Genomic DNA, 16,488 nt, shown 5'->3' on the forward strand with positions numbered 1-16,488 from the left:
CCATGATGTTCGAACCCCTCCCGCAAGAGATCGACTACGGAACGCCCGCCAGTACTGAGACCGAGACCGTCACCCTGGAAATCGACGGTGAAGCCATTTCGGTGCCCAAGGGCACTTCGCTGATGCGCGCAGCCGTCGAGGCCGGCATCAATGTGCCCAAGCTTTGCGCCACCGACAGCCTGGACGCATTCGGTTCTTGCCGGCTGTGTCTGGTCGAAATCGAGGGCCGGCGAGGCTACCCGGCCTCCTGCACAACACCTGCCGAAGCCGGTATGAAAGTGCGCACGCAAAGCCCCAAGCTGCAGGATCTGCGAAAGGGGGTGATGGAACTGTATATTTCCGACCATCCGCTGGACTGCCTGACCTGCGCCGCCAACGGTGACTGCGAGCTCCAGGACATGGCGGGCGTGACTGGCCTGCGCAACGTGCGCTACGGCGTGGGCGCCCAGTATGGCGGGGCTCATCATCTCGATTCGATCAAGGATGAATCGAATCCTTACTTCACCTACGATCCGAGCAAATGCATCGTCTGCAACCGCTGCGTGAGGGCCTGCGAAGAAACCCAAGGGACGTTTGCACTCACCATCAGCGGCAGGGGCTTTGACTCGCGTGTTTCCCCAGGGCAGGATCAAGCCTTCATGGACAGCGAGTGCGTGAGCTGTGGCGCCTGCGTACAAGCCTGCCCGACGGCAACTCTGCAGGAAAAAAGCGTCATCTGGCTGGGCCAGCCGGAGCACAGCGCCATCACGACCTGCGCTTACTGCGGCGTGGGCTGCGGCTTCAAAGCGGAGATGAAGGGCAATGAAGTGGTGCGGATGGTGCCCTGGAAGGATGGCAAGGCCAACGAGGGACACTCTTGCGTCAAAGGGCGTTTCGCCTGGGGTTATGCCACGCACAAGGACCGGATTACCCGTCCGATGATTCGCAAGAAGATCACCGACCCGTGGCAGGAGGTGAGCTGGGACGAAGCCATCCAATACGCTGCCACTGAGTTCAAACGCCTGCAAGCCGAACATGGGCGTGATGCGATTGGAGGAATCACGTCCTCGTGCTGCACCAATGAGGAAACCTATCTGGTGCAAAAACTGGTACGCGCAGCCTTCGGCAACAACAACGTAGACACCTGCGCACGTGTCTGCCACTCGCCGACGGGTTATGGCCTGGGCCAGACCTTTGGGACCTCGGCGGGGACCCAGACCTTCAAGTCGGTGGAGCATTCCGACGTCATCATGGTGATCGGCGCCAACCCGAGCGATGCCCATCCGGTGTTTGCCTCGCGCATGAAGCGCAGACTGCGCAAAGGTGCCAAGCTGATCGTGGTAGATCCGCGCCGCATCGATCTGGTGGATTCCCCGCATGTCAAGGCTGATTTCCATCTGGCGCTGCGGCCTGGCACCAATGTGGCAATGATCACCGCGATGGCTCACGTAATCGTCACTGAAGGCCTGCTGGCGGAAGGCTATGTCTCAGAGCGCTGCGAGGAAAAGAGCTTTCTCGACTGGAAGGAGTTCGTCGCGCGGCCGGAGAACTCGCCTGAAGCGTTTGAGGCCGTCACAGGCGTTGCGGCGGAGTTGGTTCGAGGCGCTGCGCGGTTGTATGCAACGGGCAATCCGGAAGGTCGATTGCTGGAGGGCGAGCGAGCGAATGCGGCTATCTACTATGGCTTGGGCGTGACCGAGCATGCCCAGGGTTCAACCATGGTGATGGGCATTGCCAACCTGGCCATGGCCACGGGCAACGTGGGGCGCGAGGGCGTGGGTGTGAACCCGCTGCGTGGCCAGAACAATGTGCAAGGCTCGTGCGACATGGGGTCGTTCCCGCATGAGCTGCCGGGATACCGGCATATCTCTGACAGTACTGTGCGTTCTCAGTTCGATGCCGCTTGGGGTGTCACGCTCAATCCAGAACCGGGCCTGCGCATTCCGAACATGTTCGATGCCGCACACGACGGCACTTTCATGGGGCTGTACGTGCAGGGCGAAGATATCGTGCAGTCCGATCCGAACACGCAGCATGTGGCATCGGCCTTGATGGCGATGGAGTGCATCGTGGTGCAGGACATTTTCTTGAACGAAACCGCCAAATACGCGCACGTCTTCCTGCCTGGCTCCTCGTTCCTGGAGAAAGATGGCACTTTTACCAATGCCGAGCGGCGCATCAGCCGCGTGCGCAAGGTAATGCCGCCCCTGTCGGGGGTGGGTGACTGGGAGGCAACGATGATGCTGTCCAACGCGCTTGGCTACCCGATGCGCTACCAGCATCCCGAAGAGATCATGGCGGAAATCGCGGCGCTGACGCCAAGCTTCGCAGGGGTGAACTACGAGAAAATCGATCGCCTTGGCAGCGTGCAGTGGCCTTGTAACGATGACACCGATGAGGCGGGTATCTCAACCATGCACGTCGGCAAGTTCGTGCGCGGCAAGGGCCGCTTTGTGGTCACGCAGTACGTGCCGAGCGACGAAAAGGTAACGCGCAAGTACCCGTTGCTCTTCACCACAGGCCGGATTCTGTCCCAGTACAACGTGGGGGCTCAGACGCGCCGCACGGACAACAACCAATGGCATGCCGAGGATCGCCTCGAGATTCATCCGCACGATGCACAGGAGCGCGGCATCAAGGACGGAGACTGGGTCGGTATCACCAGCCGCGCAGGCGAGACGGTGCTGCGCGCGCTGGTGAGCGAGCGCATGCAGCCAGGCGTGGTCTACACCACCTTCCACTTCCCCGAATCCGGTGCCAACGTGATCACCACCGACAGTTCCGACTGGGCCACCAACTGCCCTGAGTACAAGGTGACTGCGGTTCAAGTCTTGCCCGTGGCCCAGCCGTCAGCCTGGCAGAAAAAGTATTCGGCATTCCGGGCCACCCAGCATGAACTGCTGGCTCGCGCCAAGGAACTGACACAGGAGGTGGCTGGAAAATGACGCAACCTGTTGTTCATGGCGTTTCCAGCGGTGCGCAGTCCGTTGCGGTCAGTGCGTACCGTGGCGGCGTATTGCGCCGCGTGGCCGACTGGCTGGCCGATGAGGTGCCGGTGGCGCTGGTTTTCAACGGCATCTCCCACGCGGTGATGCTGGTCACCCCAAACGATCTGGAAGAGTTTGCGCTCGGCTTTGGGCTCACTGAAGGGCTGTTGGTCGATGCCGCGGAACTCTACGGTGTCGAAGTGCTGCCGACATGCGACGGACTAGAGATCCAGATGGAAGTGAGCGCGGCCTGCGCCTTTCGCCTCAAAGAACGCCGCCGCAACTTGGCTGGCCGCACGGGCTGCGGCTTGTGCGGCACCGAAAGCCTGGAGCATGTGCGGCGACCGTTGCCAGTGTTCAAGGAGAATGAGTGCGTCTGGGTAAGCCCTGGGGCGCTGGCGCGTGCACTGCAGTCGATGCGTGAAGCCCAGGTGCTCCAGCAGGCCACAGGAGCCATGCACGCGGCCGCATGGTGTGATCCTCAAGGCAAAGCCCAGATCGTGCGCGAGGATGTCGGCAGACACAACGCACTCGACAAGCTGGCTGGCGCCATGGTGCGTGCGAGCGTTGACCCTGTACTTGGATTTGTCTGCGTGACCAGCCGAGCCAGCTTCGAAATGGTGCAGAAAACCGCAATGATCGGGGCCTCGATGCTGGTTGCTGTATCGGCGCCAACCGCGCACGCAGTGCGTGTTGCTTCCGATTGTGGCCTTGCGTTGGCGGGTTTTGCTCGCCAGGAGGACTTTGTGGCCTACACCGATGCGCAGCGATTTGGCTTCCCCGAGGACGCAGCTGGCCTCTCTTGTTTGCATTGACCGGACAGATTGTCCTCCACTGATCAGGAATTCCATGGATCCGAAGACACTCGTACAACTGGCCAACCGCATCGGCGAATTCTTTCAGGCCCAGCCCGACCGGGAGGAGGCGCTGCTTGGCGTGGCAACCCATATACGCCAGTTCTGGGACCCACGGATGCGCCGACAGTTACTCGGAGTCTTTGATGCGCTCCAGACCGAGGGTTTGTCCACGATCGTGGCTGATGCACTTCATGCCCATCGGGCGTTGCTGCAGCCTGCAGATGATTCGCAGGCCTCTGCGAGCAGTACCAAGGTGACTGAAGTCCCCGGCTGAATCCGAATTTCGAAAAGGTCAACCATCAGTATTGTGCGATGACGATCGTCTTGGATAATTGACATGGTACGGATTTTGCTTTGGTTCATTCAGTTGATGTCTGCTTCAGGCTAGTGCCAGGCCTGGGGAGACCGAGCAATCCTAGGCACGTCGTGGAGATGCAATGACTTTCAACTACTCGACGATTGACGTAGAGGCAGGCCGACGTCAGGACTACTGGGCGGAACTGGTGTGCAAGCGCCTGATTCCCGCAGTTGCGGATTTCGATGATTGTGGAAACTTCGAGGGGATGCTCTCAGGGCATTCGTTTGGGGGCTTGACGGTTTGCCGCATGGAGTCTGTGGCGCATACCTTCCATCGCACCGAACGCATGGTGCGAGCCCAGCCGAATGAGGATTTCGTAGCTCTATTGGTCCAAGCTGGTGTTGCAACCATGGTGCAAGGTGGCCGGGAGATTTCTGCGGCGCCTGGCGACGTCATCCTTTGCGATGCCGCCAAGCCGTTCTTGAATGGGCTCAAGCCAGAGGCAGTGCTGCTCGTAAGAATTCCGCGACAGCAGTTGCTATCGCGCTTTCGCGGTGCGGAGAACATGATGGCGGTCCGCATAGGGCAAGGTGGTGCGATGGCGCATAGGCTGCACGAAATGGCAGAAGAGGCCTACCAGTGGCCCGGCATCCATGGCCCCTGTGGCACAGCGGAAGCTCGGCTGGCATCGGCATTCGTTGATACCCTGACCGCCGCGATGGAGATCCAGGCCGCGGCTATCGAGGGCACGCTCGCCTCTCGCTACGAGGTTCTCTTCGACAAGGCCGACCGCTACATCAGCACGCATCTTGACGATGGAGACCTGAGTAGCGCCGACGTGGCAGCGGCGCTGCATGTCTCGGGCCGTACGCTGACGCGTGCCTTTGCGCAACGCGGCACCACGGTGATGCACCACTTGTCGCAGCGGCGCCTGGAAGCCAGCTATGCAGTTCTCTCGGAGCGCCGCGTCTCGCAGGTATCGCAGGCTGCCTACCAGTGTGGTTTCAACAATCTTGCTCATTTTTCCCGTGCTTTCAAACGAGCCTTTGGAATGACTCCGGGAAGCCTGCTGCAAAACATCTTGCATTAAAAAAGGCGCCTTACGGCGCCTGCTACCTCACAGCATGAGGTGATGCCGCACGTTGTCGGCATCCACAGAGCCCGGATCGATGTGGCCTACGACGCGGCCCTTTTCCATCACGATGGCCCTCTCGGCCAGGTCGAGAATAGTGTCGAGGTTTTGTTCCACGAAAAGAATGGTCATGCCAAGATCGCGGCGTATGGAACGCAGGACATCGCAGATGAGCTGCACGATCGACGGTTGAATCCCCTCGGACGGTTCGTCCAGGAGCATCAGTACCGGATTGCCTATCAAGGCGCGGCCGATGGCGAGTTGCTGCTGTTCTCCGCCTGACATGGTGCCGGCCATCTGGTTGCGGCGCTCAGCCAGGCGAGGGAAATATTGGTAGACGAGCTCGGGACTTTTCTTGCCCTTGGGGCCGCCTACAAGCTCGCCAACCATCAGGTTTTCCGCCACAGTCATCTGTGGGAATACGTCCCGTCCTTGCGGCACATAGCCAATGCCGCAGCGCGCGCGCGCATCGCTGCTCAGACCTGCAATATCACGCCCCAGCAGGCGCACGGCACCTGAGCTGGAGCGTAGCTGACCGATCAGGCATCGCATGGTGGTGGTCTTTCCAACCCCGTTGCGGCCGATCAGCCCGACGATCTCTCCGCGCGCTATGTCGAAGTCCACCCCTTGCAGGATAGGCGTGGCGCCATAGCTCGCACGCACTCCTTGAACGTCCAGCAGTGTTTCAGTGTTCATGTTTCTTGCCCAGATAGATTTCCGCCACACGCGGATCTGCGATGACCTCGTCGATGCTGCCTCCGCTGAATACCTTGCCGAAGTGCAATACCGTCACTTGCTGCGCGATCTGCCTGATGAAGGCCATGTCATGCTCTACCACCAAGACAGTCATGCCTTCGCGATTGAGGCGCTTGATCAGCTCACCGGTCTTGTGCGTTTCCTCGGGAGACAAGCCTGCCGTCGGCTCGTCCATAAGCAGAAGTTTGGGATTGGAGGCGAGCGCCATACCGATCTCCAGCCATTGCTGTTGCCCATGTGCCAAGGCACCAGCTGGCTTGGATGCATCTTGTGCAAGATCGAGTAGTGCCAGCAGACGCTCCTCTTCGCGCGCAAGCTCCGATTTGCGAACGTGGTGCTGCAAGGCGATGTGCAGGTTCTGCGCTACCGGCAGTTCCTTGAACACGCTAGGGGCTTGCATCTTGATGCTCATGCCGCGTTGCACTCGCTCATAAGGCCTGCGACTGGTAACGTCCTGCCCCGCGAACTCGATGCGACCGTCGCTGGCCTCATGGGTGCCAACGATCAACTTGAACAACGTGCTCTTGCCAGCTCCATTCGGGCCGATCAGGCAGTGAATCTCTCCCTGCTTTACCGTCAGATTGACATCGGAGACTGCCGTGTGGCCACCAAATCTCTTGGTCAGCTGTGAGGTTTGTAGAAGTGCAGATTTCACAGGGCCTCCTGCTTGAGATCTGATGGTGTGCTCGAAGCGCGCTTCATCCTTCCGATGAGCTTTGTGACGCCAAGAACAAAGCCCTGGGGTGCCACCATGACCGTACCGAGCAGCAGAACGCCCATGATCAGGAGCGCTGCCTGCTGGCTGTAGACCGTGAGTGTCTGGAAGCCCCACAGCAGCAGAAAGGAGCCGACCGCTGCCGCAGTAATATCACCACGCCCTGAGAACGCGACCCATACGATGGGCATCGCAGCTGCCGGCAAGCCGATACTGGCTGGCGTAATGAACTGCCCCCAGGACGTATAGAGAACGCCGCTCAGACCTGCGAGCATGGATCCGATGACGAATGTCGCCAGTTGGTATTTGCGCACGTCGTAGCCCAGCAGCTCCGCCCGCTGCGGATCTTCCCGGACGGCGACGACCACATTGCCGAAGCGCGAGTTCAACAGGATGCGCAGGCCCAGGTAGACAATCGCCAGCAGCAACACCACGGCGTAGTACAGCGCTGTTTCTTCCAGGTAAAGTGCTTCGCCGCCCAGCCACGGAATGTTCAGCGACGCCATACCCTTCATGCCGTTGAAGCCATTCAGCCTCGCCCCGCCGATCCGCCACTCGGGGCCGGCCGTCTGACCGAGGAAGAACGCCAGTACAAGTGCTGCCGACAAGGTGACGATGCCGAAGAACACTCCGTTGACCCGTCCCCAGATCATGAAGTAGCCGAGCACTGCGGCAGCTAGCGCGGCCAGCGCGAGTGCCAGCACAGTCGCATAGATGGTGGTGAATCCCTCGCCGCCGAAGTTGATCGCCAGCACGCCATAGGCATAGCCGGCTAAGCCGAAGAAAAGCGTTTGTCCGAAGGACATCATGCCGCCGTAACCCCAGATCAGGCAGAGGCCCATTGCCATGAAAACCCATAGCAGCAGGTAGGCGGTATTCCCTACGTCGTAGGAGTCAGCAAACAGCGGATAGACCAGGGCAACAAGCAGCACCAGTGCTGCTGATATCCAGAACCGCTTGGTAGTGCCCGCCGTCTGCGGGCCATTGAGCAATTGGATGAACATGGCTGGACTGCCTTTCATTTGGTACGCCGACGGAACAGGCCGGAGATGCCTTCCGGCAGGATGCGGATGACGACGATGACGGCGAGCAGCATGCCAATCTGACCAATGATCTGGCCGCCCCATGCGTTAAGGCCCGAGCGAATCGTTGCGAGCAGAATGCCTGCAGGCGCAGTCCCCAGCAGCACATTGGAGCCGCCTACCACCACGGTAACGAAGCTCTCGACGAGGAAGGTCGCACCCATGGTCGGAATGAGGGTCATCGTCGGCGCGTACATCGCGCCGCACAGACCTGCCAATGCCGATCCGATGCCAAAACTCAACGCATAGACATTGCCGACCCGCACACCGGTGGCCTGGGCGATTGCGGCGTTCTGCATCGTGGCCCGTGCGTATACGCCGAAGCGGGTTCGCATGAAGATCACGTAAATGAAGCCCAGCACAGCCAGCGACACGCCGAAAAGCACTACGCGGTAGATGGAAAAGCTGTAGTCGCCGACGGAAAAGCTGCCATCGGGTGTGCCGATACCACGCACGGATGAACCGAACAGCAACAGCATTCCCTGTGTAACGATGAGGCTCAATCCCCAGGTGGCGAGCAGCGAATCAACGGGCCGTTTGTAGAGCTTGCGAACCACGGTCCACTCGAGCACAACGCCAATCAGGCCGGCGACCAGTGCCGCGCAGATTTGCGCCAGCGGCAGAGGAAGACCGGCATGCACCAGCGCAACGGTGACATAGGCACCGCACATGATGAACTCACCATGTGCCATGTTGATCACGCCCATCATGCCGAACACGATGGCGAGCCCCGCCGCCGACAGAATCAGGAAGGCGAATACATCCGCGACCTGATAGGCAATTGAAAAAATATCGGTGAGCACTGCTTGTCTCCTGGCGCGGAACTCAGGACTTGCCTGGCAGTTCCGATGGCGTGTACTGCTTCTTGTCGTTTTTCTTGGTCAAGTCGCATCCGATCTTTCCGAGCCAGTACGGTTGTATGGTCCCGAAATCTTTCATCACTTTCACGTTGTGCTTCTCGTCCACCGAAATCAGTCGCATGTGATGCGAGGTGTGCTGGCTCTTGGGATCGATGCAGACCTTGCCTTCGGGTGCATCCACGCAGGCATCGCCGGTCGCGATCACTTTGCGAAGATCGTCCAGCTTGGTGGATTTGGCCGCTTCGACGAGGTTCTTGTAGAGATAGACCGTGACATAGGCGTTGTAGCCCATGTCGTTGATGTAGGCCTCATCGGGGTACTTCGCGCGCCAGCGCTGCTTGAAGGCGTTGGCCTGCGGCGTATCGATTTCTTCAAACCAGTTGGCTGAAGCATTCATCCGGTTGAGCGCCGGCGGGGCAAAACGCTTGTGCTCGAAACCCAGCATGATCTTGATCGACGAGGCCATCGGCAGGTTGAGCTTGGCGGCTTGCGCTTGTTCGAAGAACGAGTCCTGCGCAGCGCCAACGTTGATGGTGAGCAGCCAGTCAGGCTTGGCACGCTGGATGTTCTGGATGGTCTGTGCGAACTGGGAGACACCCAGCGGAATGAACTCCTCGCCAACTACTGTGCCCCCCAACTCCTTGAGAAGCATGCGGTTCCAGTCTGCGGATATCTGGCCGAAGTTGTAGTCGGCGGCAATCACGTAGACCTTCTTCCCGAACTTCTCGACCATGTAGGGAATCAGCGTCGAGAACTGCTGCTCGGGCACAGCACCGGTGCTGATCATGTTCGCATCGCAGACGCCGCCTTCGTACTGGTTGGTATAAAAGTAGGGCGTCTTCGTGCGATTCACGATGGGGCGTACGGCCTCGCGCGACGCGGAGGTGATGCCGCCGATCAGCACGTCCACCTTGTCGCGGCTCAGCAAGCGTCGCGTGAACTCCTGGTAGCGTGCATTGTCCCCTTGCGGATCCAAGTGCATGAGTTCGATCTTGCGGCCCATGATGCCGCCGGCCTTGTTGATTTCCTCTACCGCGAGTTCAGACCCATGGAGCTTGGGCATCCCGATCAACGCAAGATCACCCGAGACATCTTCCAGCAGGCCAATTTTGATGGGGTCTGCCGCCATGGCGGGGGAACATGCGGTAAGGGCGCATAGAGCCAGAGCGCAGGCAGTGGGGGAAAATTTGTCTTGCTGTTTCACGGTGCTTCCTCATTAATGGGATGTTGGTGAATGCACTCTATGAGGCGAGAAACAATACGACTTGTTTATGAGCGCCAATTTGTGTTGCTGGCACGGACAACTATGCAGGCGCGAGACTTTTCGGCTTGCGCTACCGACGTCCCCCCGTTTTCAGTAGCACTGGGCTTTGGAGTCCAGGGTTAATTTAACGAGTTTTGCATCAGCTTTTGGGCATGGGCCGCCGGGGTCAGTCCGCCCAGGGACTTTTTCGGGCGTTCCTCGTTGTATTCGCGACGCCAAGCCTCGACGGTCACACGGGCGTGTGCCATGCTGGTGAACCAGTGCTCGTTCAGACATTCCTCCCTGAATCGGCCATTGAACGATTCGATGTATGCGTTCTGGTTGGGCTTGCCCGGCTCGATGAGGAACAACTGAACACCTCTGGCATGAGCCCAGTTCAGCATGGCTCGTCCGCAGAACTCTTTGCCGTTATCGGTTCGGATCGCTTTGGGCAGGCCCCTTGTGGTTGCGAGTTGATCCAGGATGCGCACCAACTGGTTGCCACCCATCGCCCGCTCGGCCACGATGGCCACCGCCTCATGGGTTGCATCATCGACCACCGTCAGGTTCTTGATGGTGCGATCTTCGGCCGTTCGATCAAAGACAAAGTCCATCGACCACACCTGGTTGGCGGCCATCGGACGTTGCAGGGGGTGACGCTCAGCCAGCGGGATCTTCTTGCGTTTGCGCTTCTTGACCTGCAGACCCGCCTGGGCATACAGGCGCTCGACGCGCTTGTGGTTGACGATCTCACCGGCTTGGCGCAGCTTGAGGTAGATCATGCCGGCGCCGTAACGGCGATGGCGTTGTGCCAGGGCGATGATCTTGTCCTTCAAGGCGCCATTTCGGTCTGCAGAGGGCTCATAACGGTAGGCGCTGGCGCTCATGCCGATGACGCGCAGCGATCGGCGTTCGCTCAGTCCGCAGCCGACCATGTGGCGCACCAGCTCGCGCCGTGCGGGTGCGCTCACCACTTTTTTCTCAAGGCTTCTTTCGTCACCTCGTTCTCAAGCATTGACTCGGCCAGCAGCCGCTTGAGGCGAGCGTTTTCAAGCTCGAGTTCCTTCAGGCGCTTGGCGTCCGAGACGCTCATGCCGCCGAACTTGTTGCGCCAGAGGTAGTAGCTGGCCTCGGAGAAGCCGTGCCGGCGGCACAGCTCTGCCACTGGGAGTACAGACTCCGCTTCCCGCAGAAAGCCAATGATCTGCTCTTCTGTAAATCTCTTCTTCACGTCCAATCTCCTGTCTTCGGGATTGGACTCCAGGCTCACACGCTACTCAAATCCGGGGGGACGTCGGTCATGCCTGCGGCTGAGGCTACGGGCAAGGGTGATCGCAGGTTCATTCTGGAGCAGAGATGACAGCCAGGTATTGACTGAGACGGCCATGCGACTGTGCCGGGCTCGCCAACAAGATCAAGCGGCATCGAATTTGCGGATGGATTTTTTAGATTGCTGCTCGTGCCGGTGGTGGAAGTGGCCCGCACATGCCTAGGTTGTCTCGCCCAGCACAGCGAAATGGCGGGTGTGGTCAATTTGAATGGGAAAAGCGCCCCTAGAGTGTTTAAGCACCGGCAGCTAATGCCTCCACCCACAGCAATAGGTGAAAGCCAATGACCACAGAACTGCATTATCTCGAATTGCTTGAAATATCGCACCGCATTCATGCGCGTGAACTGTCATCGGTGGAGGCCACTCAGGCGCAGCTAAAACGAATTGCGCAGCTCGATGGCCGCCTGAAAAGCTATGCGACGGTGACGGCAGAGCTGGCGCTAGCCGAAGCCAGGCGAGCCGACCGCGAGATAGAAGATGGTATCGTGCGTGGTCCTTTGCATGGTGTTCCCATTGCCGTCAAGGACTTGTGCTGGACGAAGGATGTCACCACCGCCGCAGGCATGACGCTCTACAAAGATTTCAAGCCGACGGAGGATGCAACGGTTGTTGCGCGGCTGCGGGCCGCGGGGGCGGTTTTGCTCGGCAAGACGCAGATGACCGAAGGCGCGTATGTGGATCACCATCCCAGCGTCTCTCCGCCCATCAATCCGTGGAATGCCAACCATTGGCCCGGCGTGTCTTCGAGTGGATCAGGCGTCGCTACGGCCGCAGGCCTGTGCTATGGCTCACTGGGGAGCGATACCGGGGGCTCCATCCGCTTTCCTGCTGCAGCCAATGGAATCACGGGGATCAAGCCTACATGGGGTCGAGTCAGTCGCTACGGCACGTTTGAGTTGGCGGCAACCCTCGATCACATTGGGCCTATGGCGCGTAGCGCTGCGGATGCGGGCGCGATGCTTGGAGCTATCGCTGGTGTTGATCCCAAGGATGCAACGACCAGCCGTGTCGCAGTGCCCGACTATCTGGCTGGTGCCAAGCTCGGCTTGAAAGGCGTACGGGTAGGTGTGGATCGGAAGCTGAATGCTCAAGGCGTGGATGAACCGACGCAGCAGGTTCTTGCCGGAGTGATCGAGACGGTCAAACTGCTGGGCGGTGAAATTGTCGATGTGAGTGTTCCCGATCCGACCAAGGCTTTTGAAGACTGGGTTGATCTGTGTGCCATTGAGGTGGCCGTTGCCCACGAAGCCACGTATCCAAAGCACCGGGAAGCCTATGGCCCTTCTTTGGCGGCACTGATAGATCAGGGGCGGGCAAAGAGCGCCATGGACTACCAGAAGATCGTGCTGCATCGGCATGAGTTTTCAGGCCGGATGCAAGCGTTGTTCGATACCGTGGATCTGCTTCTGTTTCCAGCAACTGGCGTGGCATCTCCAACGCTGGAGCGGGTTGCCGCTATCGGTGAAGATCAGGAATTGCTAGCTGCGATGCTGAGTTTCACCTGTCCAATCGACATGACGGGAAGCCCCTCTATCACCTTGCCAGGCGGTTACCCGTCCAATGGAATGCCCGTAGGCTTTCAGTTCGTAGGCAGGCACTTTGACGAGGCGCTTTTGGTGAGGGCTGGCATGGCCTATCAGAGTGTCACCGACTGGCACCGTGAACATCCATCGTTGTAATGAAGCCTTCCATGTGTCCATTAAGGCTAGCCAGCCGACGGATGCGTGGGCATTGTGAATTTGTCTGCTATGCAAACGACTCGTCGAATATCTTCTTTGCTAATCGCCAACCGCTCCGAGATCGCCATCCGCGTGATGCGCGCCGCTTCGGAGATGAATATCCGCACCGTAGCGATCTACTCGCGCGAGGACCGGCTGGCGCTGCACCGTTTCAAGGCGGACGAGAGCTACCTGGTGGGCGAAGGCAAGAAGCCGCTGCAGGCCTACCTGGACATTGACGACATCCTGCGTATCGCCCGCGCCGCCAAGGTGGACGCCATTCACCCCGGCTACGGCTTCCTATCCGAGAACCCAGAGTTCGCCGAGGCGGTGATCGCCGCCGGCATCGAATGGGTCGGTCCGCGCCCCGAGGTGATGCGCACGCTGGGCAACAAGGTGGCGGCGCGCCATGCCGCCGTGGCTGCAGGCGTGCCGGTGATGCCGGCCACGCCCCCGCTGCCGTTGGACCTGGAGGAATGCCAGCGGCTGGCTGCCGGCATCGGCTACCCCGTGATGCTCAAGGCCAGTTGGGGCGGAGGAGGGCGCGGCATGCGCGTCATCCGCGGTGAGGCGGAGCTGCCCGAGGCGCTGGCGGCCGCCCGGCGCGAGGCCCTGGCTGCCTTCGGCAACGACGAGGTGTATTTCGAGAAGCTGGTGCAGCGTGCCCGCCATGTCGAGGTGCAGATCCTCGGCGACCGCCATGGCAACGTGGTGCATTTATTCGAGCGTGACTGCACCGTGCAGCGCCGCAACCAGAAGGTGGTGGAGCGCGCTCCCGCTCCGTACCTGGACGACGCCCAGCGCCAGGCCCTATGCGACAGCGCTATCAAGCTGATGGCTGCGGTGAACTACACCCACGCCGGCACGGTCGAGTTCCTGATGGACGCCGACACCGGCCAGTTCTACTTCATCGAGGTCAACCCGCGCATCCAGGTCGAACACACAGTCACCGAGCTGATCACCGGCGTGGACATCGTCAAGGCCCAGCTGCGCATCAGCGAGGGCGGGCAGATCGGCATCACCGAGGACGCTGAGGGTACCGATGGGCCACGCGCCAGCGGCGTGCCCGCCCAGGCGCAGATCCGCTTCAACGGAACGGCCGTGCAGTGCCGCATCACCACCGAAGACCCGGAGAACGGCTTCCTGCCCGACTACGGCCGCCTGTCCGTCTACCGCAGCGCCTCGGGCTTTGGTGTCCGGCTCGATGCCGGCACGGCCTACAGTGGCGCCGTCATCACCCCGTACTACGACTCGCTGCTGGTCAAGGTCACCGCCTGGGCGCCCACGGCCAAGGAGTCGGTGCAGCGCATGGACCGGGCCCTGCGCGAGTTCCGCATCCGCGGCGTGGCCTCGAACCTGCAGTTCCTCGAGAACGTGATCAACCACCCCCAGTTCGCCTCCGGTGCCGTGACCACGCGCTTCATCGACACCACGCCCGAGCTGCTGGAGTTCGCCAAGCGGCGCGATCGCGGCAGCAAGCTGCTGGGCTTCCTGGGCGACATCACCGTCAACGGCAACCCCGAGATGGCAGGGCGCAAGATGCCCGAGCTGCCGTTCCCCAAGCCGGTGCTGCCTTGCGTGGACCCGAGCGAGCCCATCCCGCCCGGCAGCCGCGACCGCCTCAAGGCGCTCGGCCCCCAGAAGTTCTCCCAGTGGATGCTGGAGCACAAGCCGGTCCTGATGACCGACACCACGCTGCGCGACGCGCACCAGTCCCTGTTCGCCACCCGCATGCGCACGGCCGACATGCTGCCCATTGCGCCGTTCTATGCACGCGAGCTGCCGCAGTTGTTCTCCCTGGAATGCTGGGGTGGCGCCACCTTTGACGTGGCCATGCGCTTCCTCAAGGAAGATCCCTGGCAGCGCCTGGCCCAGCTGCGCGAGCGTGTGCCCAACATCCTGTTCCAGATGCTGCTGCGCGGCGCCAATGGCGTGGGCTACACCAGCTATGCGGACAACGTGGTGCAGTTCTTCGTCCAACAGGCGGCCGCGGCCGGCGTGGACCTGTTCCGGGTCTTTGACGCGCTGAACTGGGTGCGGAACATGCGCGTGTCCATCGATGCCGTGCTGGAAACCGGTGCACTGTGCGAGGGCGCCATCTGCTACACCGGGGACCTGTTCGATCCTGCCAGAAGCAAGTACAACCTGAAGTACTACGTCGGCATCGCCAGGGAGCTGCAGCAGGCTGGCGTACACATCCTGGCCATCAAGGACATGGCCGGCATCTGCCGCCCGCGTGCCGTCGCCGCGCTGGTCAAGGCCCTGAAGGAAGAAACCGGCCTGCCGGTGCACTTCCACACCCACGACACCAGCGGCATCGCCGCCGCCTCGGTGCTGGCGGCTGTCGAAGCGGGTTGTGATGCCGTGGATGGTGCGCTCGACGCCATGAGCGGGCTCACGGCCCAGCCCAACCTGTCGTCCATGGCCGCTGCGCTGGCCGGCACTGACCGCGATCCCGGCCTGTCCCAGCACGCGCTGCACCAGGCCTCGACCTACTTCGAGGGTGTGCGCTGCTTCTACGCCCCGTTCGAGAGCGACATCCGCTCCGGCACCGCCGACGTCTACCGCCACGAGATGCCGGGCGGCCAATACACCAACCTGCGCGAGCAGGCCCGTGCCATGGGCCTGGAGCACCGCTGGACCGAGGTCTCGCAGGCCTATGCCGATGTGAACCAGCTGTTCGGTGACATCGTCAAGGTCACGCCGACCTCCAAGGTGGTTGGCGACATGGCCCTGATGATGGTGGCCAATGATCTCTCGCCCGAACAAGTGGAGGACCCGGCGCACGAGGTGGCTTTCCCCGAGTCGGTCGTGTCGCTGTTCAAGGGTGAACTGGGTTTCCCGCCGGACGGGTTCCCGCAGGAGCTGTCGCGCAAGGTGCTGAAGGCGGAGCCGCCCGAACCCTACCGTCCTGGCGACCACCTCCCGCCGGTGGACCTGGAAGCCGCCCGCGTGCAGGCAGCGCAGGCAGGTGGACTGCCGCTGGAGGAACTGGACGACCAGCAACTGGCCAGCGCGCTGATGTACCCCAAGGTGGCGGCCGACTTCCACCGCCACCTGCAGCAGCATGGCGACGTCTCGGTGCTGCCCACGCCCACCTTCTTCTATGGCATGAAGCCGGGCGACGAGGTGGCACTGGAGATCGACCAGGGCAAGACGCTGCTGGTGAGCCTGCAGACCATCCATGAGGAAGAGGGCGTGGCGAAGGTGCAGTTCGAGATGAACGGCCAGTCGCGCATGACCAGCGTGGCCAGGGCGGGGGCGGCCACGGCGGCGCAGCGCGAGACTGCGGAGCCCGGCAACCCGCTGCATGTGGGCGCGCCCATGCCGGGGGCCATCGTGACCGTGGCCGTCACCGCCGGTCAGCATGTACAGGCTGGCGCCACGCTGCTGTCGCTGGAGGCGATGAAGATGGAGACCCATATGACAGCCGAACGCGACGGGGTGGTCGAGCGGGTGCTGGTCAGGCCGGGCGACCGGGCGCAGGCCAAGGATCTGCTGGTGGTGTGGCGATCATGAGCGACGTTACAA

Annotated in this window: 12 protein-coding genes; 6 read left to right on the top strand and 6 right to left on the bottom strand. The window is 61.1% G+C overall.

All coding sequences use genetic code 11. The annotated features are described in order from the left end of the window. The first annotated feature begins 5 nt into the window (after positions 1 to 5). The 4 genes from fdhF (at position 6) to ISG32_RS23080 (ending at position 5,211) form a co-directional block, all read left to right on the top strand. Entirely contained in the window at positions 6 to 2,924 is a 2,919-nt protein-coding gene (gene fdhF, locus ISG32_RS23065) for a formate dehydrogenase subunit alpha (RefSeq protein WP_194773438.1), read from the top strand. Then, on the top strand, positions 2,921 to 3,781 hold the full coding sequence (gene fdhD, locus ISG32_RS23070) for a formate dehydrogenase accessory sulfurtransferase FdhD (protein WP_194773375.1): 861 nt from the start codon (positions 2,921 to 2,923) through the stop codon (positions 3,779 to 3,781). Before fdhF ends, fdhD begins: the two co-directional genes overlap by 4 nt. Positions 3,782 to 3,815: 34 nt before the next feature. Continuing rightward, positions 3,816 to 4,097, top strand: a complete 282-nt coding sequence (locus ISG32_RS23075; protein ID WP_194773376.1) for a formate dehydrogenase subunit delta — start codon at positions 3,816 to 3,818, stop codon at positions 4,095 to 4,097. A 163-nt stretch (positions 4,098 to 4,260) separates the two neighbouring features. Continuing rightward, on the top strand, positions 4,261 to 5,211 hold the full coding sequence (locus ISG32_RS23080) for a helix-turn-helix domain-containing protein (protein ID WP_194773377.1): 951 nt from the start codon (positions 4,261 to 4,263) through the stop codon (positions 5,209 to 5,211). A 27-nt stretch (positions 5,212 to 5,238) separates the two neighbouring features. Here ISG32_RS23080 and ISG32_RS23085 read toward each other — a convergent pair whose 3' ends face one another. The 6 genes from ISG32_RS23085 to ISG32_RS23110 all read right to left on the bottom strand — a co-directional run bounded on the left by ISG32_RS23085 (position 5,239) and on the right by ISG32_RS23110 (position 11,140). Beyond that, positions 5,239 to 5,949, bottom strand: a complete 711-nt coding sequence (locus tag ISG32_RS23085; RefSeq protein WP_194773378.1) for an ABC transporter ATP-binding protein — start codon at positions 5,947 to 5,949, stop codon at positions 5,239 to 5,241. After that, positions 5,939 to 6,664 (bottom strand): ABC transporter ATP-binding protein, encoded by a 726-nt coding sequence (locus ISG32_RS23090; protein ID WP_194773379.1) that lies wholly within the window; start codon positions 6,662 to 6,664, stop codon positions 5,939 to 5,941. The genes ISG32_RS23085 and ISG32_RS23090 overlap by 11 nt, the downstream gene beginning before the upstream one ends. Then, positions 6,661 to 7,728: a branched-chain amino acid ABC transporter permease gene (locus tag ISG32_RS23095; protein WP_228530037.1), complete on the bottom strand. Its 1,068-nt coding sequence runs from the start codon at positions 7,726 to 7,728 to the stop codon at positions 6,661 to 6,663. Before ISG32_RS23095 ends, ISG32_RS23090 begins: the two co-directional genes overlap by 4 nt. A 14-nt stretch (positions 7,729 to 7,742) precedes the next feature. Continuing rightward, positions 7,743 to 8,609, bottom strand: coding sequence for an ABC transporter permease subunit (locus ISG32_RS23100; protein WP_194773381.1), 867 nt, complete (start codon positions 8,607 to 8,609; stop codon positions 7,743 to 7,745). Between the two features lie 22 nt (positions 8,610 to 8,631). Further along, positions 8,632 to 9,795: an urea ABC transporter substrate-binding protein gene (locus ISG32_RS23105; RefSeq protein ID WP_194773382.1), complete on the bottom strand. Its 1,164-nt coding sequence runs from the start codon at positions 9,793 to 9,795 to the stop codon at positions 8,632 to 8,634. Positions 9,796 to 10,049: 254 nt separating this feature from the next. Next, a protein-coding gene (locus ISG32_RS23110; protein ID WP_194773383.1) for an IS3 family transposase occupies positions 10,050 to 11,140 on the bottom strand; the annotation gives its coding sequence in 2 pieces (ribosomal slippage) (positions 10,050 to 10,882 and positions 10,882 to 11,140; 1,092 coding nt in all). A gap of 380 nt (positions 11,141 to 11,520) precedes the next feature. Here ISG32_RS23110 and ISG32_RS23115 point away from each other — a divergent pair. Together ISG32_RS23115 and ISG32_RS23120 are read left to right on the top strand one after the other, a co-directional pair. Then, positions 11,521 to 12,918, top strand: a complete 1,398-nt coding sequence (locus ISG32_RS23115) for an amidase (RefSeq protein WP_194773384.1) — start codon at positions 11,521 to 11,523, stop codon at positions 12,916 to 12,918. 69 nt (positions 12,919 to 12,987) lie between these two features. Beyond that, the gene (locus tag ISG32_RS23120) at positions 12,988 to 16,476 is read left to right on the top strand and encodes a pyruvate carboxylase (RefSeq protein ID WP_194773385.1); all 3,489 of its coding nucleotides are present in this window, start codon (positions 12,988 to 12,990) and stop codon (positions 16,474 to 16,476) included. The last annotated feature ends 12 nt before the right edge of the window (positions 16,477 to 16,488 follow it).

The sequence above is a fragment of the Diaphorobacter caeni genome, assembly GCF_015354245.1.
Classification (GTDB): domain Bacteria; phylum Pseudomonadota; class Gammaproteobacteria; order Burkholderiales; family Burkholderiaceae_C; genus Diaphorobacter_A; species Diaphorobacter_A caeni.